Raw genomic sequence first — 25,726 nt, forward strand, 5'->3', positions numbered from 1 at the left:
AAGTCATGTGCGGCATCGCCGGTCTTTTTGACACCCGCGGCAAGCGCGATTTCGATCGCGGCTTGATGAAGCGGATGAACGACATCCAGTTCCATCGCGGCCCCGACGAGGGGGATCTCTATTTCGAGCCCGGCGTGGCGCTGGGGCACCGCCGCCTGTCGATCATCGACCTGTCCACCGGCCAGCAGCCCTTGTTCAACGAGGACGGCTCGGTGGCCGTGGTCTTCAACGGCGAGATCTACAATTTCCAGGAGCTCGTGCCCGAGCTCGAAGCCCTCGGCCACGTCTTCCATACCCGCAGCGACACCGAGGTCATCGTCCATGCCTGGGAGGCCTGGGGTGAAGCCTGCGTGCAGCGCTTCCGCGGCATGTTCGCCTTCGGCCTGTGGGACCGCAACCGCCAGACCTTCTTCCTGGCCCGCGACCGGTTGGGCGTCAAGCCGCTGTATTACGCGCTGCTCGACGACGGCACGCTGCTCTTCGGCTCCGAGCTGAAGGTGCTGATGCAGCACCCCGGCCTCGATCGGCGCATCGACCCCCATGCGGTCGAGGAATACTTCTCCCTCGGTTACGTGGCCGAGCCGCGCACGATCTTCCGCGGCGCCCTCAAGCTGCAGCCGGCAGAAACCCTGTGCATCCGGCGCGGCGAGCCGATCCCGGCGCCGCGGTCGTACTGGGACGTGCGTTTCTCCCTCGACAACCACCTCTCGGTGGGTGAGGCCTGCGCCGAACTCAACGAGCGCCTGCGCGAATCCGTCCGCCTGCGGATGATCGCCGACGTGCCCCTGGGCGCCTTCCTGTCCGGCGGCGTCGACTCGAGCGCGGTGGTGGCCACCATGGCGGGCCTCTCCGGCGACCCGGTGAGCACCTGCTCGATAGCCTTCGACGACCCGGCCTTCAACGAGTCGGCCTTCGCCCAGCTGGTCGCCGACCGCTACCAGACGCGCCACTACGTCGAGACGGTCAGGTCCGATGACTTCGACCTCATCGACACGCTGGCCGCCCTCTACGACGAGCCCTACGCCGACAGTTCGGCGATCCCCACCTACCGGGTCTGCCAGCTGGCCCGCAAGCACGTCACGGTGGCCCTCTCGGGTGACGGCGGTGACGAGAGCTTCGGCGGCTACCGGCGTTATCGCACCCACCTGATGGACGAGAAGATGCGCGGCGCGCTGCCCGCGGGGGTGCGCCGGCCGCTGTTCGGCATGCTCGGCCGGGTGTACCCCAAGGCTGACTGGGCGCCGCGCGTGTTCCGCGCCAAGAGCACCTTCCAGGCGATGGCGCGCAACTCGGTCGAGGCCTACTTCCATTCGGTGTCCATCCTGCGCGACGACATGCGCCGCAGCCTCTTCTCGGCCAGCTTCCGGCGCGAGCTGGCGGGCTATAACGCGGTCGAGGTGTTCCGCCGCCACGGCGAGGCCGCCCAGACCGACGACCCGCTGGCCCTCATCCAGTACCTCGACATCAAGACCTACCTGGTGGGCGACATCAACACCAAGGTCGATCGGGCCGCGATGGCCCATTCCCTCGAAGTGCGCGAACCGCTGATGGACCATGAGCTGGTCGAGTGGCTCGCCACGCTGCCCTCCAGCCTCAAGGTGAAGGGCCAGGAGGGCAAGTTCCTGTTCAAGAAGGCCCTCGAGCCCTTGCTCCCCGACGACGTGCTGTACCGCCCCAAGATGGGCTTTGCCGTGCCGCTGGCGCGCTGGTTCCGTGGGCCGCTGAAGCAGCGCGTGCGCGAGGTCATGCTCGGCGAGACGCTGGCCCAGACCGGGATCTTCAACCGCGATTACCTCGAACATCTGGTGGACGCCCACCAGTCCGGCGCGAAGGACTACAGCGCGTCCCTCTGGACGGTGATGATGTTCGAAGCCTTCCTGCGCCACAACGGCGCCTCAGTGCCGGCGTCCCCGGCTGCAGCCGAATTGATCACGTAAATGCGCATCCTTCATATCCTCGACCACTCGATCCCCCTTCACAGCGGCTACACCTTCCGTACCGCGGCGATCCTGCGCGAGCAGCGCGCACGGGGCTGGGAAACCTTCCACCTGACCTCGCCCAAGCAGGGCGCGACCGCCGCCGAGGTGGAGGAGGTGGACGGCCTGCGTTTCTACCGCACGCCGGTGCCGCCCGCAGGGCCGGCGGGCGTCAACGAGTACCGCCTGATCCGCGCCACCGAGGCGCGCCTGGAAGCCCTGGCCCGGGAGCTGCGCCCCGACGTGCTGCACGCCCATTCGCCGGTGCTCAACGCGATCCCGGCGATCCGGGTCGGCCGCCGCCTGGGCATCCCCGTCGTGTATGAGATCCGCGCCTTCTGGGAAGACGCCGCCGTCGACCACGGGACGACCGCCGAGGGCAGCCTGCGCTACCGCGCCACCCGGGCCCTCGAGACCTGGGCGATCAAGCGGGTGGATCATGTGTTCACGATCTGCGAAGGCCTGCGCCGCGACATCGTGGCCCGGGGCATCCCCGACGCCCGGGTGACCGTCATCCCCAACGCCGTCGACGTCGAGAACTTCCAGGTCTCCGGCTCGAAGGACGCCGCGCTGCCGCTCCGCCAGGAGCTCGGGCTAGAGGGCAAGACGGTGCTCGGTTTCGTCGGCTCGTTCTACGCCTACGAGGGCCTGGACCTGCTGCTCGACGCCTTCCCCGGGCTGCTGGCGAGCCGACCCGAGCTGCGGGTGCTGCTCGTCGGCGGTGGCCCCCAGGATGCCAACCTCAAGGCCCAGGCGGAGCGCCTCGGGGTGGCCGACAAGGTGATCTTCACAGGCCGCGTGCCCCACGCCAGCGTGAGCCTCTACTACGACCTGATCGACCTCCTGATCTATCCGCGCCATTCGATGCGCCTCACCGAGCTCGTCACCCCGCTCAAGCCCCTCGAGGCGATGGCCCAGGGCCATCTCTTCGTGGCATCGGATGTCGGTGGCCACCAGGAGCTGATCCGCGACGGCGAGACGGGCCGGCTCTTCGCCGCCGGCAATCCGGGCGCCCTGGTGGCGGCGGTGAACGACATGCTCGACCACCGCGAAAAGTGGCCCGCGATGCGCGCGGCTGGCCGGCGTTTCGTCGAGGACGTGCGCAACTGGAAGAACAGTGTGGCCAACTACCGCAAGGTGTACGACCAGCTGCTCGGGAGCCGTCCGGCATGAGCTTTTCCGGCCTGCGCGTCGCCCTCGTCGGGCCGCTTCCTCCGCCCGCCGGCGGCATGGCGAACCAGACCCGGCAGCTGGCCGAGCTGCTGCGCCAGGAGGGTGCGAGCGTCGAGCTGGTGCAGGTGAATGCGCCCTATCGTCCGGCCTGGATCGGCCGGGTGCAGGGCCTGCGGGCCGTGGCGCGCCTGCTGCCCTACGGCTTCGGCCTGTGGAGCGCGGCGGGGCGGGCCGACATCGTGCACGTAATGGCCAACTCTGGCTGGTCGTGGCACCTCTTCGCGGCGCCGGCGGTCTGGATCGGCAGCCTGCGCCGGCGGCCGGTGGTTGTGAACTACCACGGGGGCGAGGCCGAGGCCTTCCTCAACCGGTCGGCGCCGCGGGTTCGCTCGACCCTGGCCCGGGCCTCCCAGCTGCTGTTTCCATCAGGTTTTTTGAAAGAGGTCTTCGGGCGTTTCGGAATCGAAGGCCGGATCGTCCCGAACGTGGTCGACCTGGCCCGCTTTGCCCCTGCCGAGAACCGGAAGCGGGGCGCCCATCTGGTGCTTGCCCGCAATCTCGAGCCCATCTACGGGATCGATACCGCGCTGCGTGCCTTTGCCCTGGTCGCCGCGGTGCGCCCGGAGGCACGCCTCTCGGTGGCCGGCAGCGGGCCGCAGCTCGCCGAGCTCCAGGCCCTCGCCGACGCGCTGGGGGTGGCGGAGCGGGTCCGTTTCACGGGCCGTCTCGACCGCGACCAGATGGCCGCCCTCTACCGGGACGCCGACCTCACGCTCAATCCGAGCCGGGTCGACAACATGCCGGTGTCGGTGCTCGAGGCCATGGCCTGCGGGGTGCCCGTCGTGACGACCGACGTGGGGGGAATCCCCTTCCTGGTCAGCCACGAACGCACCGCCTTGCTGGTGCCTGCCGATGCGCCCCAGGCGATGGCCGACGCTGCGCTGCGCGTGCTGGACGACGCGCCCCTCGCGGCGGTGCTGCGTCAGGCGGGGCTGGAAGAGGTGCGCCGCTACGCCTGGTCTGCCGTCAGGAACGAGCTGCTGGCGGCCTATGAGGATGCCCTGCGTGGGCACTTACCGTCCGGCGCCGCCCGGATCCAGGAATCGAACGATCATGTCTGACATCTATACCCGCCTCGTGGCGAACGCGCTGTTCCCGCTCCAGGAACGCCTCAAGAAGCACGACACCGTGAAGGTGCGGCAGGCCATGGAAGAGTCCCAGTGGTGGCCGCAGCAGCGCATCCTCGAGCAGCAGGCGGCGCGCCTGCGTGATTTCCTTGCCGACATCGGCAGCCACGTTCCCTTTTACCGCGACCTGTTCGCCCGGGAGGGCTTCGACCCGCAGAAGGTGACCGGGCCGGCCGACTTGCAGGCGCTGCCCTTCCTCACCAAGTCGGTGATCCGCGAGAACAAGGACACGCTGCGCGCCGACGACGCCCAGGGGCTGGCGCGCTTCAACACCGGCGGCTCCAGCGGCGAACCGTTGATCTTCTTCATCGGCACCGAGCGCGTGACCCATGACGTGGCCGCCAAGTGGCGCGCCACCCGCTGGTGGGACGTGGATATCGGCGACCCGGAGATCGTCGTGTGGGGTTCGCCGATCGAGCTCGGCTCCCAGGACAAGGTCCGCCTGATCCGCGACCGGCTGATGCGCACCGAGCTGCTGCCGGCCTTTGAGATGTCCGACGCGAAGGTCGAGGGCTTCATCGCGCGCATCCGCGAGGTGCGCCCGCGCATGGTGTTCGGCTACCCCTCGGCGATCAGCCACATCGCGGGCTACGCCGAGAAAAAAGGCATCCGCCTCGACGACCTGGGCGTGAAGGTCGTCTTCGTGACCTCCGAGCGCCTCTACGACCACCAGCGCGAGATCATCAGCCGGCTCTTCGCCTGCCCGGTGGCCAACGGCTACGGCGGGCGCGATGCGGGTTTCATCGCCCATGCCTGCCCGTCGGGCTCGATGCACATCACCGCCGAGGACATCATCGTCGAGATCATCGACGGGGAAGGGCGGGTCCAGCCGCCGGGGGTGTCGGGCGAGATCGTCGTGACCCACCTCGCCACGCGTGATTACCCGTTCGTGCGTTATCGCACGGGCGATGTCGGTGTCCTGAGCGAAGATCGCTGCCCCTGCGGCCGCGGGCTGCCGATTCTCCGCGAGATCCAGGGTCGCAGCACCGATTTCGTCATCTCCGCAGATGGCACCGTGATGCATGGCCTTGCGCTGATTTATGTTCTTCGGGATATTCCGGGGGTGGCGTCCTTCAAGATCGTCCAGGAGACGACCGCCCTCACCACGGTGTTCGTGGTGCCGGGGCCGCTCTTCGAGGCCGGTGATGTCGGGCGCATCCAGGAGGGCCTCAAGCGCAGGCTGGGGGCGTCCGTGACGATCGACGTGAAGCTCGTCGACGTGGTGCCGGCCGAGGCGTCCGGCAAGTTCAGGTACGTGGTCAGTCGCGTCGCAGCCTGATTTTTGTGGCCCATTGGTTGGTGGACCTGATGAATGTATGGAGCGATGTGAGTGCGTGATCTACTGATAACGCTCATTTTTGTATACGGTGCGATCAGGGCCCTCAAGTATCCCTATATCGCAGCCTTGCTGTGGGCGTGGATCGGCCTGATGAACCCCCACCGGCTGGGCTGGGGTTTCGCCTACAGCCTGCCTTTCGCGATGATCGCCGTGGCGCTGCTCGTCGTCGGCATGATGACGCATCCCAAGCAGGTGCGCTGGCCCTCGAGTGGGCCGGTGACGGTGCTGGCGCTGTTCGTCGTCTGGATGGGGCTCACCACGGTGGCGGCCATCCACTTCGACGAAAGCAGCGCGATCTACGTGAACGTTTCCAAGGTGTTGGGCGTGGCGCTCCTCATCGGCTGCGTGGTCCGGACCCGCGAAGAGATCCTCGGCTTCATCGTCGTCACCGCCTTGTCGGTGGCGTTCTTCGGCATCAAGGGGGGATTCTTCACCCTCGTCACCGGCGGTGCCTTTCGGGTGTGGGGCCCGCCGGGTAGCGCGATCGCCGACAATAACGAGCTGGCGGTCGCGCTGATCGTCTCGATCCCGTTGCTGTACTACCTGTACATGCGGGCGGAAGACCTCGTGAAACTGCCGACGCTCACCCGTCTGAGCCCGAAATGGATCAGGCGGGGCTTGCTGCTCAGCATCGGGCTGTGCGCCGTTTCAGTCCTCGGCAGCCATTCCCGTGGCGCGCTGCTGGCAATGTCGTCGATGGCCATCGTGCTGTGGTGGCGCAGCAAGTCGAAGCTCACGATCGGCATCGTGCTGCTGATCCTGGCGCCGGCGCTGGTGATGTTCATGCCCGACGAGTGGGGCGAGCGGATGGGCACGATCAAGACCTATGAGTCCGACGCCTCGGCGATGGGGCGGATCAACGCCTGGACGATGGCGATCAACATCGCCAACAGCCGCATCCTGGGGGCGGGTTTCGCCACCGACAGCGCGCTCGTGTATCGGATGTATGCACCCAACCCGAACGAGGTGCTGGTCGCACACAGTATTTACTTCCAGGTTCTGGGCCAGCATGGCTACATCGGGCTTGCCTTGTTCCTGACCTTCTGGATTCTGACCTATCGCACGGCCGGGCGCCTGATGAAGTTGGGGCGCGGGCACCCCGAGCTCGCCTGGGCCGCCGACCTGGGGTCGATGATGAAAGTCAGTCTGGTGGGGTTCGCGGTGGGCGGTGCCTTCCTCAACCTGGCTTTCTGGGACATGCCCTATTACCTCATGCTGATCGCGGTCGTGACTGAAAAATGGGTCAAGGCCACCCTGGGTGAGCAATCGGCCGCAGCTTCGGCAGAGGCCATGAGCCTGAAGGCTTCGGGCCGGCTGAAAGCCTCACCGTAATGGAAACGGAACTGATGACATCTCTGGATCGCCAATCGAAATCTGTGATGCCCGGCATGGAAGATCATGCGGCAGGGGGCCGCCGTGGAGTGAGCCGAGGGCTCGCCTGGGGCCTGATCCTCGTGGTGTGGACCCTGCTCCTGCTGGTCTTCCGCCCTTACGTCGAGATGGTCCTGGTGGCCTGGGAGACCCTGCCGAGCCACGCCCACGGTTACATCGTGCTGGCGGTCGTCGCCTACCTCTTCTGGACCAAGTGGCCGCATCTTGCGGCGATCGCCTACCGGCCGTCCGCCAGGGGCTTTGCCGCGCTCGTGCTGGGCTCGCTGGTGGCGATGGTCGGTGAGCTGACCTCCGTTGCGGCGGTGGTGCAGTTTTCCGTGGTCTTCCTGATCTTCTGCACGGTCTGGGCGGTTGGTGGCGACAGGGCGGCCCGGGTTTCGGCAGGCCCCATCAGCTTCCTGGTGTTTGCGGTGCCGTTCGGGCAGGAGGCGCTGCCGGTCCTGATGAACTGGACGGCCGATGCCACGGTGGTCGCCTTGCGCCACTCGGGGGTGCCGGTATTCCAGGAGGGGCGAAACTTCGTGATCCCGAGCGGGCGCTGGTCGGTGGTCGAGGCCTGTGGCGGCATCCGTTATCTTCTCAGCTCGATCTTCATTGGTGCAGTGTTCGCTTACCTCACCTTCACGCAGACCCACAAGCGGGTGCTGTTCATGGTCTGGTCGGTGGTCATGCCACTGCTGGCCAACTGGCTGCGCGCCTACGTGATCGTGATGGTGGCTCACCACTCCAACAACGAGTGGGGCATGGGTGTCAGCCACCTGGCCCTTGGCTGGATCATCTTCGGGATCGCGGTCTTCGTCGGCTTCGCGGTAGGTGCCCGCTGGCGTGATCCCCAGCCGGAGGTGCCCCGCGGTGGCCCGGCGATGGCGGGGAGTTCGCTCGCCGTGATGCTTGCGGCGAGTGTGCTCGCGGCTGCGATTCCACCGGGCATCGCGCGTTCGGCAGAGGCCCTCACGGCCAGGACGAGCAGTACCGAGACGCCCCAGCTGCGTTTCGACTCCCTCTCCGATCTGGAGCGGGACAGCTCGGACGCCGACGGCATTCGCCCCAGCTTCCCCGGCGCGCGGGCCGTCCATCAGGCGCGTTACAAGACCCGTGACGGCGAGACGGTAGATGTCTTCATCGCCTACTTCCGCCAGCAGGAGCAGGGCGCCGAGCTGATCAACGTGAGCAACATGGTGGAGCCCAGCCACGACTGGAGCTGGTCCACCTCCAGCACGGTCCGGCGCGACAGCGCCACCGTGCCGCAGGTGCGCCTCGAGGGCTATGTCAAGGGCGGGCGCCACGCGGCTGTTTATCAGGTCTACTGGGTCAATGGCACCACGACACCCAGCGATGCGGTCGCCAAGCTGAACGAGGCGCTGTCTCGCCTGCGGGGTCGTGGTGACGATTCGGCCGCGATCATCCTGACCATGTACAGCCAGGACAATCTCGAGGCGGCGCGTCTGAAGACTGAAGCCTTCGCCGCCGAACGCCTTGACGGCGTGCTGGCGGATCTCCAGCGCACGGCGGAGGGCGGCAAGTGAGCGCAGCCACGACCACCGATACCGCGGGTGACAAGGGATGCCTGATGGTGGCGAGCATCTTCACCCCCATCCAGGGCGGTTCCGCCACCGTTTACGCCAACCTCTGCCGCTTCGCGCCGCCCGGCAAGATGGTCGCGCTGGCGACCCGGCGCCACTACCAGGACGGCATTGAGATCCCCGGCTGGAAGGAGCACGACGCGCGCTGCGGCTTTCCGATCCACCGGCTTGACCTGCTGCGCCCCGAGATGGCGCCGCCGCCGGCGAACAAGCTGGTCTCGGCCTGGCGCTACCTGACGATCGATATTCCGCTCCGCCTGAAGATCGTCGCCACGGTACGTCGGCTCATCCGCGAGCACGGGATCGGCGTGATCTGCATCGGCGAGCTGGTCTCGACCGCCTGGCTGGGTGAGTTCTGCCGGCGCTTCTTCGGCGTGCGGATGGTGCTCTACGTGCACGGTGAAGAGATCACCCAGCGCCTGGGCGCAGGCTCCTTCGGGCGCCGCCGCGGCGAGCACCTGCGGGGAGCCGACGCCGTGGTCGCGGTCAGCCGCTTCACCCGGCAGGCGCTCATCGAGCAGATGGGGGTGCGTCCCGAGCGGATCTGCCTCATCGAGAACGGCGTCGATACCTGGCGCTTCTCGCCGGGCCCCGACGACGGGGCGCTGCGGGCGCGTCTGCGCCTGGTCGGCAAGCGGCTGGTGGTCGCCGTCGGCCGGCTGGTGCCCCGCAAGGGCTTCGACAAAACCATCGCCGGCTGGGCGCAGGTGCATCAAGCCCACCCCGACGCGCACCTGCTGATCATCGGTGACGGTCCGCAGCGGGCGGAGTTGCAGGCGATGGCAGATGCCTCGCCCGCCGCCGCTTCGATCACCCTCGCGGGGGCGCTCGACGATGCCGAGCTCCTCGCGGCCTACCGCAGCGCCAGCCTGTTCGTGATGCCCAACCGGACCATGCCCGATGGGGATACCGAAGGTTTCGGGCTGGTCTTCCTCGAAGCCAACGCCTGCGGTCGGGCGGTCATCGGTGGGCGGGCAGGCGGCGCCGTCGAGGCGGTGCGTGATGGTGAGAGCGGCCTGCTGGTGAATGGCGAAAACGTTGCAGAGATCGCCGAGGCGATCAAGCGCGTGCTCGGCGACGATGCCTTGCGCGGCCGGCTCGAAGCCGGCGCCCTCCGGCACGCCCAGGCCAACAGCTGGGAAAACCGGGTCCGGTTGTTCCAGGACCTTTGCCGGAAGTTGCAGCAAACGGGAGAAAAAAATGTCTGAACCGCGCACCCTGCTGGTGATCGCGGGCGAGTTTCCGCCGCTCAAGACGATTGGGCGCATCCGCACCGTAAAGTTTGTCGATCAGCTCCGCCAGCATGGCTGGCGCTCGATCGTCATTACCCTCAAGCCCTCCGGCACCGAGCCCAACTACGATCCGTCCCTGATGGCCGAGATCGTCGACGGCGTCGAAGTCGTCCGGGTGCCCATCCGCAACCGCGAGGACGAGATCGCCAACGCGGTCAAGCGCCTGCTCGGGCGCAAGCCGGCAGCGCCGTCAGTCAGCGCTGCCACCGCGTCCGGCGCTGCGGTGGCGGTGGCGGCTCCGGTGGCCACGGCGCCCTCCGGCGGGCTCATGGACCACGCCCACGCGATGACGCGCTGGGTGCTGCGCAGCTTCGTGGATGTGCCCGACGACTTCCGTCTGTGGGCCGACGAAGCCCTCAAGGTGGCCCGCAAGCTGTGCGCCGAGCGGCGCATCGACGCGGTCTACACGACCCTCCCGCCCTTCTCGAGCATGTTCGTCGGCCACGCGCTGCGCCGCGAGACCGGCCTGCCGTGGATCGCCGACTACCGCGACCTGTGGTATGGCGATGTGCTGCGCGAGTGGGTGCCCGAGTGGCGCAAGAAGATCGAGCTGCGCATGGAGCGCCGCCTGCTGCGGGAGGCCGACGTGATCGTCACCGTCTCCGAGCCCAAGACCGCCTACATGCAGCGCCTGCACCCCCAGCTCAAGGCCCGCTGGGAGACCCTCACCAACGGCTACGACACCGAACTCTACGGTGAGCGCCAGCGCACCCGCCCGTTCACCGGCGAGACCGTCGAGTTCGTGTACACCGGCCGGCTCTTCAAGAACCGCCGTGGCTACGCCTTTGCCGAGGCCCTCGGGCGCATCCACCGCAGTGACCCGGCGCTGGCCGCCCGGGCGCGGGTGCGCATCTTCGGTGGTGTCGAGCCGGCGATCCGCAAGCGTTACGACCAGATCATCGCCGAGTACGGCATCGCCCACCTCTACGATTTCGCCGGTGAGGTGTCCTACGCCGAAGCGATGGACGCCCAGGTCAATTGCGACTACCTGCTGCTCATCGTCGACACCGGCGAGACCTCCGACGGCGTGATCCCCGGCAAGCTCTTCGAATATGTCTCGGTGCGGCGCCCGATCTTCGCCCTGTGCGACCCGGGTGCCACCCAGCAGATCATCGAGCGGGCGCGCCTCGGCCGCGCGGTGCCGGCCGAATCGGCCGAGGCCTGCGAGGCGATGCTCCGCGAGTGGCTGGTCAGGCCGGTGCCCGAGAAGGTCGATTCCGACGACGCCTACCTCGCCCAGTTCGACCGCAAGGCGATCACCGCGCGGCTCGCCAAGCTGCTCGATGAGGTCGTCGGCGGCCGTAACGGAGCGCCCGTGCGATGAAACTCTCGACCCTCAAGGACTGGGCCAAGGCCCAGGCGGCGCGCACCATCTGGGCCTACGGGCCCGACGAGCTGGTCACCCGCCTGCGCAAGATCGGCGTCACACCCGGCTCGACGCTGATGTTTCATTCGTCCTGGCGGCCGCATAACGGTTTTCAGGGCAAGCCCGCCGATGTGGTGCGCGCCCTCAAGGCCGCGGTGGGGGAGGGTGGCCTGCTGGTGATGCCCTCCATGCCTTATCACAACATGAGTTCGGCCCAGTGGCTCGCCAAGGGCAAGCCGATGAACGTGCTGCGCAGCCCGTCGATGATGGGACTGGTGTCCGAGGTCTTCCGGCGCAGCGAGGGCGTCCAGCGCAGCCTCAGCCTCAGCCACCCCCTGCTGGCCTGGGGGCGTGATGCGGCGGCCTTCGTCGAGGGCCACGAGCGCGCGGAGCGCTCCTTCGGTGATGCCTCGCCGTTTGCCCGCCTGCTGGCCCGGGACGCGCTGATCCTCGGCTTCGATGCGCCGTTCGCCACCTTCACCTACACCCATTTCGTCGAGGATCAGCTGGCGGACACCTTGCCCTTCCCCCTCTACGAGCCGCAGCCGGTGGCTGGTGTGGTGATCGATCGCAACGGGCAGCCCTTAGACTGCGCCGTCCGCGTGCTGGCCGCCGAGGCCAACCGCCTGCGCCGTGAGGCCCGGCTCGTCGAGCACCTGGAGAAGCGCGGCGTGCTGCACGCCGAGCGCATCGGCCGTACCGTCCTCACCTGGATCCGCGCAGCCGACCACAGCAGCGAGTCGGCCCGCTTCGTGGCCAGCGGCAAGCATTTCTTCGACACCCCGCAGGCAGCCGTCGCCTGAAGATCAAGAACACCCTGAATCAATCCTGGAAATCATCATGAGCATCAGTGAAACCCTTCGCCAGAAGCGTCTCATCCTTAAGGACACCCTCGGGCTCGGCCTGACCGCCCCGGCCGACAACCGCATTCACCTGGACGCAGCCATCGCCTGGCTCAAGCGTGCCCAGGACGTTACCGGCAACGGCGGCGTGGCCCAGACCTGGCTGGTGCGTTCCCGCCGCTGGGCGCCCTCCTACCCGGAGACCACCGGCTACATCATCCCGACCCTCTACCGCTATGCGGCCATCACCGGTGACCAGGACTGCCGCGCCCGCGCCCGTCGCATGGCCGACTGGGAGATCGACATCCAGCTGCCCGGCGGTGGCGTGCTGGCCGGTGCCCTCGGCGACTCCGACAAGCCGACGGTGTTCAACACCGGGCAGGTGATCTTCGGCTGGGTCCGCGCCTTCGAGGAAGAGCAGGACGAGCGCTACCGCGACGCCGCCGTGCGTGCCTCGACCTGGCTGTGCGACATCATGGACGACGACGGCTGCTGGCGTAAGTTCGGCTCCCCGATGACCGGCAAGGACATCAACACCTACAACACCCGCTCGGCCTGGAGCCTGGCCCGCACCCACCAGATCACCGGCGACAAGCGCTTCCTCGACGCCGCCGTGCGCAACTGCGAATGGGCCCTCACCCAGGCGCGGGCCAACGGCTGGCTCGACACCAACTGCCTGCAGGACAGCTCCCAGCCCTTCACCCACACCATCGCCTATGCCATGCGCGGCCTCCTCGAGATCGGCGATTACGCCGGCCGCGAAGACTTCGTGCTGGCCGCCCGCAAGATCGGCGACGCGATGGTCGCGGCCCTGCCGGCCGATGGCTTCCTGCCGGGCCGCTTCGACGCCGACTGGAAACCCACCGTCAAGTGGTCCTGCCTCACCGGTGATTGCCAGCTTGGCATCAACTGGGGCCGCCTGTTCCAGATCACCGGCGATGCGCGCTATCGCGACGCCACCGCCCGGATCCTCGGTTTCGTCAAGAAAACCCAGCTGCTTGCGGACAAGGAGGAGGCCAGGATCGGCGGCATCAAGGGCTCCCACCCGATCAACGGCGGCTACCATCCGTGGCAGTACCCCAACTGGGCGACCAAGTTCTATGCCGACGCGCTGATGATGGACAGCGCCAACCGCCAGGGGGCGCTCTACAAATGACCGCGAGTACGCTCCCGGACCAGGGGCCGCTCGTCAGCGTGATCGTTGCCTGCTACAACAGCGCCCGCTTTCTGAGGCCAGCGATCGAGTCGGTGCTCCAGCAGACTTACCGCAACCTCGAACTGATCCTGGTGGACGATTGCTCCACCGACGATACGGTCGCGATCATCGAGGGCTACGCCAGGGACGACGCTCGCGTCCGGCTGATCCGCCGGGAAACCCGGGGCGGCCGGCCGGCGGTTACCAAGAACACCGGCCTTGAGCACGTGCGGGGCCGCTATCTGTGCTTCCTCGATCACGACGACTACTACCACCTGGACAAGCTCGCGACCCAGGTGAAGCTGCTCGAGGCCAATCCGGACTGCGTCGCCGCCTTCCATGAGGTGCAGTTGGTCGATGAGGGCGGCGCGCCCCTCAACTGCTACCTCGAGCGCTTCGTCAGCGAGGCGGCGGCGCATCAAACGCTGCTCGAGCCCGACGTCTATCGCTGCGACGAGAACTTCTTTGCCTTTCAGGTGGTGCATTACGCCGCGATCCACACGATCTCGGTGATGATCGCCGTCGACCGCGTGCCTCGGGACTGCCTGTATTTCGACACCCGTTACCAGGTCTGCGACGACAACGACCTGTGGGTGCGCCTCGGGCTGGAGGGCCGGATGATCTATGTCGACCGCATCCTGTCCTTTTATCGTCAGCACGGCACCAACATCACCCGCAACCAGGTCAAGGTGCAGGAAGACATGCTGATCTACATGACCCAGGCCTTCGAGCGGGTTCAGCCGCGCATGGGGCAGGCGGATCAGGACGCCCTCAAGGCGCGGATCGCCCACTATTACTCCGACCTCGGCTGGCTCTATCGCCGTCGCCGCGAGAGGGCGAAGTCGGTTGGCGCTTACCTGAAGGCCTGGCAATGGTCCTCCGCCGGAGCGCACCTCGTGCACGCGGCGAAGGCCTGCTTCGCTCCGCGGGCGTCATGACAACAGAGGCGGCCACCGACCGCGCCAACGACGGCCGCCCGGACTTTCGCGAAGCACGACCAGCATGAATAACGATCAAGCGAGACCGCTCAGCATCAGCTCCTTCCCGAACCCGTTCGATGGCAACCCCTACCTGGGCCTGCTGTACTCCCACCTGGAGGCGGCGGGGGTGCGCTACGTCCGCTCCGGTCACTTCGGGCAGGAGTGGCTGAGGGAGCAGCGCGGGAAAATCGATTTCCTGCATTTCCATTGGGTCGGCGGGCTCTACGAAAAGCCTGACGGCACGGTCTCCCTTGCGCGGCTGGCGGTTTTCGTGCTGAAGATCTGGTTGGCCCGCGCCCTCGGCTATCAGGTCATCTGGACGGCTCACAACCTTTACCCCCACAACCGGAAGCGCGACTGGAAGGCCCGGCTGGCCCGGCTGCTGTTCGTCAACTCGGTGAACATCGTGTTCGTGAACTTCCCGCGGGCGGTGGACGACATGCGGCGGGTGTTCCATCGCCAGAATGGCGTGTTCGTCGTGCCCCACGGCAACTACCGGCCGGTCTATCCGCAGATCCCCACCGCGGCGGCAGCCCGGGCTGCGCTGGGCCTGCCGCCCGATGCCTTCATCTACCTGCTGTTCGGCGGTATCTCGCCCTACAAGGGCGCCCACGACGCGATCGAGGCGGTCAGGAAGGTCGAGGGGCGGGACGCGCTGCTGGTGGTGCTCGGGCAATGCCCGTCGCAGGAATACGCCGAGCGCCTGCGATCCCTCGCCGGGGACGACCCGCGGGTGCAGCTGCGGATCGGCGCGCTGGACATCCCCGACGACGAGGTGCTGCTCTGGATGGCGGCAAGCAACGCCATCGTCACGCCTTACTCCGACATCTACACCTCGGGCACGCTGCACCTGACGGCCACCTTCGGGAAGCCCATGATCGTGCCGCGGCTCGGGGTGTTCCAGGACATGGCCGACCAGCCTTTCGTGTTCTCCTACGACCCGGCCGACGGTGCACGCCAGCTGCCGCAGCGCATGCGTGACGCCGCCGACGCCGACCCGGCGCGGGCCGCCGCCGCCGCCGCCCGCTTCGCCGACGCCCACGAGTGGTCCGATATCGCGCGCGAGGCGGCCGAGGTCCTGGCCCGCGGCCGCCGCGCGGCGCGATGAGCGCTCTGCGTCGGGCGTCCGCGTCCGCCATGCCCACCGTTGCCCGAGCGGGTGACGGTGGCGTCCGCCCAGCTCCAGGTGACCCATCGTGAGTGTAAGAAAATCCCTGTTCCTGTCCTTCGCCCAGCGCAACGGCACGCTGCTGATCCAGTTCATGTCCTCGCTGCTCATCGCGCGCCTGCTGACGCCCCATGAGATCGGGATCTTCTCGATCGGCAGCGTGATCGTCGCCTTCTCGCACGTGGTGCGCGACTTCGGCGTGGCCAACTACATCGTCCAGGAAAAAGACCTCACCCGCGATCGGCTGCGCAGCGCCCAGGCCATCGTCTGGATCGCCAGCCTGTCGATCGCCACCGTGCTGGCCGTGTTCGCCGACTGGGCCGGGCGGTTCTACGCCGAGCCCGGCGTGACCCTCACGATGCAGGTGCTGGCACTCAACTTCGTCATCATCCCCTTCGGCTCCGTGACAATGGCGCTGCTCGTGCGCAACATGGATTTTGCGAAGACGCTCCAGATCAACCTGGCGTGCTGCGTGGTCCAGAACGCCACGGCCATCGGGCTGGCGTGGGCCGGCTTCGGCTTCATCAGCCTGGCCTGGGGCGCGGTGGCCAGCACGCTGCTGTCGTCGGTCGTGCTGCTGTGGTTCCGTTTCCCCGGGCAGTCGTGGTTGCCGGGGCTGCGGGAATGGCGGCATGTCTTTTCGGCCGGCTTCAAGCTGAGCAGCAGCACTTTCCTGTACGACATTGGCCAGGGTGGGCCGGAGCTGATCTGCGGCCGCACCCTCGGGTTCGAGGCGGTGGCCTTCTTCAGCCGCGGCTTCGGCGCCGCCTCGATGCTGCTGCGGGCACTGGTGGATGGCATCGTGCCGGTCGCCAACGCCTACTACGCCAAGAAGGCGCGGGAGGATGCCTCGATCCGCGAGCCCTACCTGACGGCCATCTCCTACCTGGCGGTGGTGGCGCTGCCGGCCTTTGCGATGCTGGTGCTGCTGGCCAAGCCGCTGATCCTCGTGCTTTACGGTGTCCAGTGGGAGTCCGCGGCGCCGCCCATGCAGATCATGGCAGTCGGTTTCGGCTGCATCGCGCTGGCCAACATCTCCGGCGCGGTGCTGGTCGGGTCCGGGCAGATCGGCACCAACCTACGCATGAACGCCATCTTTCAACCGCTCAAGGTGGCCATGGTGTTTGCGGTCTCCTCGTGGGGCCTGTCGTGGGTCGCCTGGGCGGTGGCGCTGGCTGACGTGGGCCTCGCCACCTACAGCATCGCCAAGGCTAACGAAGTGGCCGGTGCGTCGTGGGGCGATCTCACCCTGGGGCTGCTGCCGGCCGTGTATGTCGCGGCAGGGACGGTGCTGGTCTCGTTCGGAGTGCTGAGCCTCATCGGGAGCGTGCAGCCGTCCGTCAATCTGCTGGTGGGCGGAGCGACCGCGATGGTGACCTGGGGCGCGCTGCTGTTCGCCCTCCGCCACCCGCTGGCGGGTGAGCTGCGCGCCCTCCGTCGATCGCGGGCCTGAGGCCTCGCTTGTCAAGGCGGCGGGGGGCTTCTAAGATGGCAACCCGCCCATGCCCCGGAGTTTTCGAAGGTGAACAAGGCTTTCGTCAAGGAAAGCGACCAGGACGACGACGACGCCCCACCCGGCGCGCCGAGCCTGCCGCCCGGCACACGTAACTACATGACCCGCCGGGGCTTCGAGATCCTCAAGGCCGAGCTCGACCAGCTGGTCCGCGACGAGCGCCCGCGCCTCGTCGAGACCATCCGCTGGGCCGCCTCCAACGGCGACCGTTCCGAGAACGGCGACTACATCTACGGCAAGAAGCGCCTGCGCGAGATCGACCGGCGCATCCGCTTCCTGATCAAGCGCCTCGAGACTGCCATCGTGGTGACGCCCTCCGAGCAGGAGAACACCGAGCAGGTGTTCTTTGGCGCGACCGTCACCGTCTGCGACGGCGACGGCGAGAACGAGCAGACCTACCAGATCGTCGGTGTCGACGAGGCCAATGCCTCCGAGGGGCGTATCAGCTGGATTGCGCCGCTGTCGCGGGCGCTGCTCAAGGCCCGCGAGGGCGACGTGATCCGCTTTGCCAGCCCGGCCGGGCTGCGCGAGATCGAAGTGGTGGAAATCCGCTACGAGTGAGTTGCGTGATGGCGGGCTCTTGAAACGGGGCGGGGCGTACCCATATGGGTGACTGTCTTTCGTTTCCTTGGAGTCCGTTTCATGACCGTCGAGCAAGCCGCCGCGCAAACCCTGAACTTCCAGGCCGAAGTGAAGCAACTGCTTCACCTGATGATCCATTCGCTGTACTCCAACCGCGAGATCTTCCTGCGCGAACTGGTTTCCAACGCCTCTGATGCCTGCGACAAGCTGCGCTTCGAGGCCCTCGAGAGCGGCGGCCTGTTCGAGGACGACGCCGAGCTCAAGATCCGCGTCGCCTACGACAAGGCCGCCCGCAGCCTGACCATCTCCGACAACGGCATCGGCATGAGCCGCGCCGAGGTCGTCACCAACCTGGGTACGATCGCCAAGTCGGGCACCAAGGAGTTCTTCGGCAAGCTCACCGGCGACCAGAAGAAGGACGCACACCTGATCGGCCAGTTCGGCGTGGGTTTCTACTCGGCCTTCATCGTCGCCGACAAGGTGACGGTGCGCACCCGCCGCGCCGGCCTGGCCGCCGCCGAGGGCGTGCAGTGGGAATGCTCGATGACCGGCGACACTGCCGGCGAGTACACCGTCGAGCCGATCGACAAGGCCGCCCGCGGCACCGAGATCACCCTGCACCTGCGTGACGACCAGGACGACCTGCTGTCGTCGTGGAAGCTGCGCTCGATCATCCAGAAATACTCCGACCACATCCTGCAGCCCATCGTGATGAAGAAGGAGCAGTGGGACGAGGACAAGAAGGAGCAGGTCGTCACCGACGAGGACGAGACCGTCAACAAGGCCAACGCCCTGTGGGCCCGGGCCAAGGCCGACATCACCGACGAGGAATACACCGAGTTCTACAAGCACGTCGGCCACGACTACGAAGAGCCGCTGGCCTGGACGCACTCCAAGGTGGAAGGCCGCCACGAATACACCCAGCTGCTCTACGTGCCCGGCCACGCGCCCTTCGACATGTGGGACCGCACTGCCCGCCACGGCGTCAAGCTGTACGTGCGCCGCGTCTTCATCATGGACGACGCCGAGAAGCTGATGCCGCTCTACCTGCGCTTCGTGCGCGGCATCGTCGATTCCAACGACCTGCCCCTCAACGTGTCCCGCGAGATCCTGCAGGAATCGAAAGACATCGACACCCTGCGCGCCGGCTGCACCAAGAAGGTCCTGGGCCTGCTCGAAGACCTCGCCGAGAACCAGAAGGACAAATACACCACCTTCTGGAAGGAGTTCGGCAAGGTGCTGAAGGAAGGCGTCGGCGAGGACCACACCAACAAGGAGAAGATCGCCGGCCTGCTGCGCTTCGCCTCCACGCTGGCCGACACCACCGACGAGACCGTGTCGCTGGCCGACTACATCGCCCGCATGAAGGAAGGCCAGGACAAGATCTACTACGTCACCGCCGACAGCTTCAACGCCGCCAAGAACAGCCCGCACCTGGAGATCTTCCGCAAGAAGGGCATCGAGGTGCTGCTGCTGTCCGACCGGGTGGATGAATGGGTGGTCGGCAACCTCACCGAGTTCGACGGCAAGCAGCTGGCCTCGGTGGCCAAGGGCGGCCTCGACCTGGGCTCGCTGGAAGACGAATCCGACAAGGCCGCCGTCGAGAAGGAGACCGGCGAGCTCAAGGATCTGCTCGACAAGATGAAGAGCAGCCTGGGCGACAAGGTGAAGGAAGTCCGCGTCACCCACCGCCTGACCGATTCGCCGGCCTGCCTGGTGGCCGACGAGCACGACATGGGGATGAACCTGGCGCGCCTGATGAAGGCCGCTGGCCAGAACATGCCGATCTCCAAGCCGATCCTCGAGATCAACCCCACCCACCCGGTGGTGCTGCGCCTTAAATACGAGGACAAGCAGTTCGAGGACTGGGCTGCGGTGCTGTTCGACCAGGCTCTGCTGGCCGAAGGCGGCACGCTGGATGATCCGGCGAGCTTCGTGAAGCGCATCAACCAGCTGATGCTGGCGATGAACACCAACTGAGCCGGCCTTCCGGGGGTGCAAAACCCCCGCTAGCAGACCGGACGGGGGCGGGCCGCAGGGCGCGCCCCCGTTGTGCGTTTACTGCTGGTAGATCTGGTAGTCGTTGAGCTTCTTGGGTGGGCGCAGCACACCGGTGGCCGGGTCGTACATCGACGGCGCCTTGCGCGGCATCATCGCGCTGGTGGCGGAGCGGTTGATGTAGCCGTCCCTGGCCGCCTTGAGGGTGTTGGTGCTGCGGTTGTAGGCCGTCGCCGGCTTGGCCGCCTTGCTGCCGGGGCGCATCGTGGGTCGGGGAGCATTGCAGTCGGCGTAGATGTTGCCGTTGCGGTTCGCGAGCCCGGCGGGGTCGTTGAATACATGAACCTTGCCGGCCGCGTCCTGGCGGGTGACCCGGCCCGCGCCGGCCTTTGCACGCGGGCCGCAGTTGCCTGCGCCCGGGCGCTGCAGGTCTTGGGGCCGCTTGCCGGCCTGGCTGGGCGCATACGCACCGCCGAAAGGTACGGCCTGGCGGCTGGTGGCCTGGCGCGCTGCGCCGGCACCCGCCGTCTTCCCCCGGTCGAGGGCCAGGGCTTCAGTGGTAGGGAGGACGGCAAGGCTGCCCAGAAGGGCCAGGATAAGGAGTGATCTGCTCAAGGACGCGCCTCTTTTTGTGCAAAGCAAAACGGCAAAAATACCCGAAAAGCAAAAAGGTGACGAGGAATTAGTTTGACCGGGGTCAATCTCGTCGGTGGTTACCTGGATTGGGCACTGGGAGTCGGCTAAAGTTGCGAACCATTACAACTCATAAATCCCCGCCCCCATGGCTGTCGAACTCTTCAACAACGGAACCCACGCCTGCCTGGCCTTCTACGATCTGGTGGACGAGGAGGCTGATCATGCAGTCCAGTGCAACCAGTTTCTGATCGTCGACGGGCAGCACGGGGCCCTGATCGATCCGGGCGGCAACATGACCTACTCCGGCTTGCTGATGGCGATGCAGCGCTTCTTCCCGTCGCGTGACCTGGACTATATCTTTGCCACCCACGCCGACCCGGACATCATCGCATCCCTCAACAAATGGATGGTGGCGACTCATTGCAAGGTGATGATCTCGCGGCTGTGGACGCGCTTCATTCCCCATTTCACCACCGGCAAGGACTACACCCACCGCATCGCCGGGATCCCCGACGAGGGCATGAACATCCCCCTGGGCCAGAGCAAGATCAAGGCGTTGCCGGCGCACTTCATGCACTCGGAGGGCAACTTCCAGTTCTACGACCCGGTCTCGAAGATCCTCTTTTCGGGCGACATGGGGGCCTCGCTGGTCGACCATAGCCAGGCCGCGCAGCCGGTGCGCGACTTCGACGACCACGTGCTGACGATGATCGGCTTTCACCGCCGCTACATGATCTCCAACAAGATCTGCCGCTTCTGGGTGAACATGGTGCGCCAGCTGGATGTCGAGATGATCGTGCCTCAGCACGGCTGCCGCTTCGAGGGCAAGGTGATGGTCAATCGCTTCCTCGACTGGATCGAGACCCTCCAGTGCGGCGTCGACCTGATGACCCAGAGCAACTACCGGGCGCCTTGAGCGCCCCCAGGGCCGGGCTCCGTGGGGGTCAAGGAAACTCGGGGCGGCCCCGCGTTTCCTTTAGAGCCCGGCGCGCGCCTTTGCCTGAAGGCGTGCCGTTTTACTGCTTGCGCGACAGGTGGGTGATGGCCCGGGTGAGTCCGTCTAGGCTGAGCGGAAACATCCGCTCGCCCAATATCTTGCGTATCAGCCCGATCGACTGGCGGTAGTCCCAGCTGCGCTCGGGCTCGGGGTTGAGCCAGGCCAGCGACGGGTAGGCGTCGCCGAGGCGGCGCAGCCACACCGCGCCGGCCTCGTTGTTGCTGTATTCGATGGACCCGTTCGGCTGCAGGATCTCGTAGGGGCTCATCGTGGCGTCGCCCACGAAGATCAGCTTGTAGTCGGGCCCGTACTTGTGGATCACGTCGAGGGTGGGGGTGCGCTCGGAGTGCCGGCGGTGGCTGTCCCGCCACACATGGTCGTAGACGCAGTTGTGGAAGTAGAAGTACTCGAGGTGCTTGAACTCGGCCCGGCAGGCCGAGAAGAGCTCTTCGCAGACCTTGATGTGGTCGTCCATCGAGCCGCCCACGTCGAAGAAGATCAGCACCTTTACCGCGTTGTGGCGCTCGGGGCGCATCATCAAGTCGAGCCAGCCGGCGTTGCGGGCGGTCGCGGCGATGGTGCCATCCAGATCGAGCTCGTCCGGCGCCCCCTGCCGCGCAAAGCGGCGCAGCCGGCGCAGGGCAACCTTGATGTTGCGGGTGCCGAGCTCGACGGAGTCGTCCAGGTTGCGGTATTCCCGCTGGTCCCACACCTTGACGGCCGTGCGGTTGCCCGCCGATTCGCCGCCCACGCGGATGCCCTCCGGGTGGTAGCCGTTGTTGCCGAAGGGCGAGCTGCCGCCGGTGCCAACCCACTTGCTGCCGCCCTCGTGGCGGCCTTTTTGTTCGGCGAGGCGCTTCTTGAACTCTTCCATCAGCGTGTCCCAGCCGAGCTTCTCGAGCCTGGCCCGCTCCTCGGGGCTGAGGTGCTTTTGCATCATTGCCTTTAGCCACTCGGCGGGAAGGTCCACATCGAGGCCGGGGATCTGCTCGACGCCCTTGAAGTACTCGCCGAAGGCCTGGTCGAAGCGGTCGAAGAGGGACTCGTCCTTGACCAGCGTGCTGCGGCTGAGGAAGTAGAAGTCTTCCATGCTGTGCCCGCCGAGGCCGGCCTGCAGGGCCTCGAGCAGGGTCAGGAACTCTTTGGTGGACACCGGCAGCTTGCGGGCCTTGAGGTGCAGGAAGAAGTCGATGAGCATGGCCGCGCGTCAGCGGTTGCGCTGGGCCATGAAAACCAGCCGCTCGAAGAGGTGCATGTCCTGCTCGTTCTTGAGCAGCGCGCCGTGCAGCGGCGGGATGCTGGCCTTCTGGTCGGGCGAGCGCAGCGCCTCGACCGGGATCTCCTCGGCCACCAGCAGCTTGAGCCAGTCGATGAGCTCGGAGGTGGATGGCTTCTTCTTGAGGCCGGGGACTTCCCGCAGCCCGAAGAAGACCTCCAGCGCCTCCTTGAGCAGCGCCTGCTTGATGCCCGGGAAGTGCACATCGACGATGCGCTGCATGGTGTCCCGATCGGGGAACTTGATGTAGTGGAAGAAGCAGCGCCGCAGAAAGGCGTCGGGCAGCTCTTTTTCGTTGTTGGAGGTGATGAAGACGATCGGCCGGTGGCGAGCCTTGATGGTCTCCCGCGTCTCGTAAACATGGAACTCCATGCGGTCGAGCTCGCGCAGCAGGTCGTTGGGGAACTCGATGTCGGCCTTGTCGATTTCGTCGATCAGCACCACCGTCGGCTGCTCGGCCTCGAAGGCCTGCCACAGGGTGCCCTTGACGATGTAGTTGCCGATGTCCTTGACCTTGTCGTCGCCGAGCTGGGAGTCGCGCAGGCGCGACACCGCGTCGTATTCATAAAGCCCCTGCTGGGCCTTGGTGGTGGACTTGATGTGCCACTGCATCAGCGGCATACCGAGGGCCGCGGCGACTTCCTCGGCGAGCATGGTCTTGCCGGTGCCCGGCTCGCCCTTGATGAGCAGCGGCCGTTGCAGGCGGATGGCGGCATTCACCGCCAGCATCAGGTCGGGGGTGGCGACGTAGTTGTCGGAGCCTTCGAAACGCATGGGTAATGTCCTTGGCGGGGTCTGGGTCGATTATAGCGAGGCTGCCGCCGGCTGGCGGAACAGGCGTGCGGCGGTGGAGATGGTGGCGGCGTGGATGTCCACCGTGTCGTCGATGTCGCGGGCGTAGCCGCCGGCCATGGCGATGGCCACCGGCAGGCCGCGGCGGCGGCATTCGGAAAGCACCAGCTCGTCGCGGGCGGCGAGGCCGGCCTTGCTGAGCTTGAGGCGGCCCAGCCGGTCGCCCGCGAAGGGGTCGGCGCCGGCCAGGTAGATCACCAGCTGCGGCGCGGCGCGGGCGAAGACGGTGGGGAGCGCGGCGTCGAGGGCATCGAGGTAACCCGTGTCGCCGGTGTCGTCGGGCAGCTCCACGTCGAGGTCGCTGGTTTCCTTCTCAAAGGGGAAGTTGCGGGCGCCGTGGAGGCTGAAGGTGAAGCACTCGGGCTGGCGGGCGAGGATGGCCGCGGTGCCGTTGCCCTGGTGCACGTCGCAGTCGATGATCGCGATGCGTGCCACGCGGCCCTCGGCGCGCATCGCCAGCGCGGCGATGGCGGCGTCGTTGAACACGCAAAAGCCTTCGCCCCGGTCGCGGAACGCATGGTGGGTGCCGCCGGCCAGGTTGGCGGCGCAGCCATCAGCCAGCGCCGCCCGGCAGGCGGCCAGGGTGGCGCCGGCGGAGCGGCGCGAGCGCTCCACCATTGCCTCCGACCACGGAAAGCCGATCCGGCGCACCTCGGCGGGCGCCAGGCTGCCGCGGATCACCCGCTGCAGGTAGCCAGCGTCGTGGGCGCGGAGGATCTCGGTGTCGCTGGCGGCATCCGGCACATGGAAGTCGCCCGGCGTGAAAACGCCGCCCGCCAACAGGCGTTCCCGCAGGCGGGCGTATTTTTCCATCGGGAAGCGGTGTCCGGTGGGCAGGGGCAGCACGAAGTGGTCGGCGTAGAAGAGCTTCATGGCGGAGTCGTTGCGGGTGGGGCGGCAGGCGCAGGCGCTGCTATCATTAATTCATTCGGGCCCATGGGCCGTTTCTCGGGACGCATCATGCACCTTCTGGATTCTCTCCGGGCCGATCACGCGGAGATCACCGCCATCCGCCGTGACATCCACGCCCACCCTGAACTCGCCTTCGAGGAGCACCGCACCGCCGCGCTGGTGGCCGAGCGCCTCGAAGCCCTCGGTATCGAAACCCATCGCGGCGTCGGCCAGACCGGCGTCGTCGGGGTGCTGCGGGCCGGCAGCAGCAAGCGGGCGATCGGCCTGCGCGCCGACATGGACGCGCTGCCGATCCAGGAAAAGAACGACTTCGCCCATCACTCCCGCCACGCCGGGCGCATGCACGCCTGCGGCCACGACGGGCACACCGCGATGCTGCTCGGCGCCGCGGCGCAGCTGGCCGCAAAGCCCGACTTCGACGGCACCGTTTATTTTTTGTTCCAGCCCGCCGAGGAAGGCGAGGGCGGCGCACCGGCGATGATCGCCGACGGGCTGTTCGAGCGCTTCCCGATGGATGCGGTGTTCGGCCTGCACAACTGGCCGGGCCTGCCCCTTGGGCAGATCGCCGTGCACCACGGCTCGGTGATGGCCTGCGCCGACCGCTTCGACATCGAAGTCCGCGGCCACGGCGCCCACGCCGCCATGCCCCACCAGGGCGTCGACCCGGTGCTGGCCGGCGCGGCGCTGGTGCAGGCCCTGCAGTCGGTGGTCAGCCGCAACGCCGACCCCCAGGACGCCGCGGTGCTGTCGGTCACCCAGTTCCATGCCGGCGACGCCTACAACGTGATCCCCGACGTGGCCCGCATCGGCGGCACCGTGCGGGCCTTCCGGCCGGAGCTGCGGGCCCAGGTCGAGGACGCCATGCAGCGCGTCTGTGCCGGCATCGGCGCGGCCTTCGGTGCCAACGTCAACTTCGAATACCGCCGCGGTTATCCGCCCACCATCAACAGCCACGCCGAGGCCGACTTCTGCGCCCAGGCGGCGGCCGAGGTGTGCGGCAAGGCCCACGTGCTGATCGACCCCAAGCCCAGCATGGGCGCCGAGGATTTTTCGTATTTCCTGCAGGAGAAACCCGGCTGCTACATCTGGCTGGGCAACGGCCCGGGGGAGGGCGGCTGCACGTTGCACAACCCCCACTACGACTTCAACGACGAAGCCATCCCCTACGGCGTCGCCTACTGGGTGCGCCTGGCGCAGCGCTGGCTGGCTTGTGGGTAGTGGGTAGTGGGTAGTGGGTAGTGGGTAGTGGGTAGTGGGTAGTGGGTAGCGGGTAGTGGGTAGTGGGTAGCGGGGGGCACGAGGCTGCTCGGCCTCCCGTGCCCCGCCTGCCCTTGAAATCCCAGCGCTGCCTCATCGCCAGCGCAACCCGGCCGACACCACGCCCCCATCACCTCCCCAAGCCCCGCCGCCAGCGCACACCGGCCATAACCGCGCCCCCACTCCCCACCCCCCACTTCCCATTTCCCA

Annotated in this window: 21 protein-coding genes; 17 read left to right on the forward strand and 4 right to left on the reverse strand. The window is 67.0% G+C overall.

The window, feature by feature from the left end:
* Positions 1-5: 5 nt before the first annotated feature.
* From ZRA01_RS00605 to htpG, 15 genes are all read left to right on the forward strand, one after another.
* A complete protein-coding gene (locus ZRA01_RS00605; RefSeq protein WP_141348802.1) occupies positions 6-1,937 on the forward strand; it encodes an XrtA/PEP-CTERM system amidotransferase in 1,932 nt (643 codons plus the stop codon).
* Positions 1,938-3,149 (forward strand): TIGR04063 family PEP-CTERM/XrtA system glycosyltransferase, encoded by a 1,212-nt coding sequence (locus ZRA01_RS00610; RefSeq protein WP_141348803.1) that lies wholly within the window; start codon positions 1,938-1,940, stop codon positions 3,147-3,149.
* Complete coding sequence (locus tag ZRA01_RS00615; protein ID WP_141348804.1) at positions 3,146-4,270, forward strand: glycosyltransferase family 4 protein; 1,125 nt, start codon at positions 3,146-3,148, stop codon at positions 4,268-4,270. Before ZRA01_RS00610 ends, ZRA01_RS00615 begins: the two co-directional genes overlap by 4 nt.
* A complete protein-coding gene (locus tag ZRA01_RS00620) occupies positions 4,263-5,615 on the forward strand; it encodes a phenylacetate--CoA ligase family protein (protein ID WP_141348805.1) in 1,353 nt (450 codons plus the stop codon). Before ZRA01_RS00615 ends, ZRA01_RS00620 begins: the two co-directional genes overlap by 8 nt.
* 51 nt (positions 5,616-5,666) lie before the next feature.
* Entirely contained in the window at positions 5,667-7,007 is a 1,341-nt protein-coding gene (locus ZRA01_RS00625) for a putative O-glycosylation ligase, exosortase A system-associated (RefSeq protein WP_141348806.1), read from the forward strand.
* An 89-nt stretch (positions 7,008-7,096) separates the two neighbouring features.
* Positions 7,097-8,593 (forward strand): exosortase A, encoded by a 1,497-nt coding sequence (gene xrtA / locus ZRA01_RS00630; protein ID WP_170182860.1) that lies wholly within the window; start codon positions 7,097-7,099, stop codon positions 8,591-8,593.
* The gene (locus ZRA01_RS00635; RefSeq protein WP_141348808.1) at positions 8,590-9,858 is read left to right on the forward strand and encodes a glycosyltransferase family 4 protein; all 1,269 of its coding nucleotides are present in this window, start codon (positions 8,590-8,592) and stop codon (positions 9,856-9,858) included. The genes xrtA and ZRA01_RS00635 overlap by 4 nt, the downstream gene beginning before the upstream one ends.
* On the forward strand, positions 9,851-11,266 hold the full coding sequence (locus tag ZRA01_RS00640) for a glycosyltransferase (RefSeq protein ID WP_170182861.1): 1,416 nt from the start codon (positions 9,851-9,853) through the stop codon (positions 11,264-11,266). Before ZRA01_RS00635 ends, ZRA01_RS00640 begins: the two co-directional genes overlap by 8 nt.
* Positions 11,263-12,111, forward strand: coding sequence for an AAC(3) family N-acetyltransferase (locus ZRA01_RS00645; RefSeq protein WP_141348810.1), 849 nt, complete (start codon positions 11,263-11,265; stop codon positions 12,109-12,111). The genes ZRA01_RS00640 and ZRA01_RS00645 overlap by 4 nt, the downstream gene beginning before the upstream one ends.
* A 37-nt stretch (positions 12,112-12,148) precedes the next feature.
* Positions 12,149-13,306 carry an ulvan lysase-like protein gene (locus ZRA01_RS00650; RefSeq protein ID WP_141348811.1) on the forward strand — a complete coding sequence of 386 codons (1,158 nt, stop codon included), beginning with the start codon at positions 12,149-12,151 and terminating at the stop codon, positions 13,304-13,306.
* A complete protein-coding gene (locus tag ZRA01_RS00655; RefSeq protein ID WP_141348812.1) occupies positions 13,303-14,283 on the forward strand; it encodes a glycosyltransferase family 2 protein in 981 nt (326 codons plus the stop codon). The genes ZRA01_RS00650 and ZRA01_RS00655 overlap by 4 nt, the downstream gene beginning before the upstream one ends.
* 64 nt (positions 14,284-14,347) lie before the next feature.
* Positions 14,348-15,433, forward strand: a complete 1,086-nt coding sequence (locus tag ZRA01_RS00660; RefSeq protein WP_141348813.1) for a glycosyltransferase family protein — start codon at positions 14,348-14,350, stop codon at positions 15,431-15,433.
* 88 nt (positions 15,434-15,521) lie between these two features.
* On the forward strand, positions 15,522-16,946 hold the full coding sequence (locus ZRA01_RS00665; protein ID WP_141348814.1) for an oligosaccharide flippase family protein: 1,425 nt from the start codon (positions 15,522-15,524) through the stop codon (positions 16,944-16,946).
* A gap of 69 nt (positions 16,947-17,015) precedes the next feature.
* Positions 17,016-17,567 carry a transcription elongation factor GreB gene (greB, locus tag ZRA01_RS00670; RefSeq protein WP_141348815.1) on the forward strand — a complete coding sequence of 184 codons (552 nt, stop codon included), beginning with the start codon at positions 17,016-17,018 and terminating at the stop codon, positions 17,565-17,567.
* An 81-nt stretch (positions 17,568-17,648) separates the two neighbouring features.
* A complete protein-coding gene (gene htpG / locus ZRA01_RS00675) occupies positions 17,649-19,568 on the forward strand; it encodes a molecular chaperone HtpG (RefSeq protein WP_141348816.1) in 1,920 nt (639 codons plus the stop codon).
* A gap of 78 nt (positions 19,569-19,646) precedes the next feature.
* Here htpG and ZRA01_RS00680 read toward each other — a convergent pair whose 3' ends face one another.
* Positions 19,647-20,201 (reverse strand): hypothetical protein, encoded by a 555-nt coding sequence (locus ZRA01_RS00680; RefSeq protein ID WP_141348817.1) that lies wholly within the window; start codon positions 20,199-20,201, stop codon positions 19,647-19,649.
* Between the two features lie 166 nt (positions 20,202-20,367).
* On the opposite strand from ZRA01_RS00680, the gene ZRA01_RS00685 reads away from it, so the two are divergent.
* Positions 20,368-21,138 (forward strand): oxygen-binding di-iron domain-containing protein, encoded by a 771-nt coding sequence (locus ZRA01_RS00685; RefSeq protein ID WP_141348818.1) that lies wholly within the window; start codon positions 20,368-20,370, stop codon positions 21,136-21,138.
* A 100-nt stretch (positions 21,139-21,238) separates the two neighbouring features.
* Here the strand turns inward: ZRA01_RS00685 and ZRA01_RS00690 are convergent, their stop codons facing one another.
* Genes ZRA01_RS00690 through ZRA01_RS00700 form a run of 3 tightly spaced genes read right to left on the reverse strand, consistent with a single transcriptional unit; the run spans position 21,239 to position 24,220 of the window.
* A complete protein-coding gene (locus ZRA01_RS00690) occupies positions 21,239-22,417 on the reverse strand; it encodes a vWA domain-containing protein (protein WP_141348819.1) in 1,179 nt (392 codons plus the stop codon).
* Between the two features lie 9 nt (positions 22,418-22,426).
* Positions 22,427-23,269, reverse strand: coding sequence for an AAA family ATPase (locus ZRA01_RS00695; protein ID WP_141348820.1), 843 nt, complete (start codon positions 23,267-23,269; stop codon positions 22,427-22,429).
* A gap of 30 nt (positions 23,270-23,299) precedes the next feature.
* Positions 23,300-24,220 carry a histone deacetylase family protein gene (locus ZRA01_RS00700; protein ID WP_141348821.1) on the reverse strand — a complete coding sequence of 307 codons (921 nt, stop codon included), beginning with the start codon at positions 24,218-24,220 and terminating at the stop codon, positions 23,300-23,302.
* 87 nt (positions 24,221-24,307) lie between these two features.
* On the opposite strand from ZRA01_RS00700, the gene ZRA01_RS00705 reads away from it, so the two are divergent.
* Positions 24,308-25,477: a M20 aminoacylase family protein gene (locus ZRA01_RS00705; protein WP_141348822.1), complete on the forward strand. Its 1,170-nt coding sequence runs from the start codon at positions 24,308-24,310 to the stop codon at positions 25,475-25,477.
* Positions 25,478-25,726: the final 249 nt, after the last annotated feature.

Origin of the sequence: Zoogloea ramigera (assembly GCF_006539865.1) — a bacterium.
Lineage (GTDB): Bacteria > Pseudomonadota > Gammaproteobacteria > Burkholderiales > Rhodocyclaceae > Zoogloea > Zoogloea ramigera.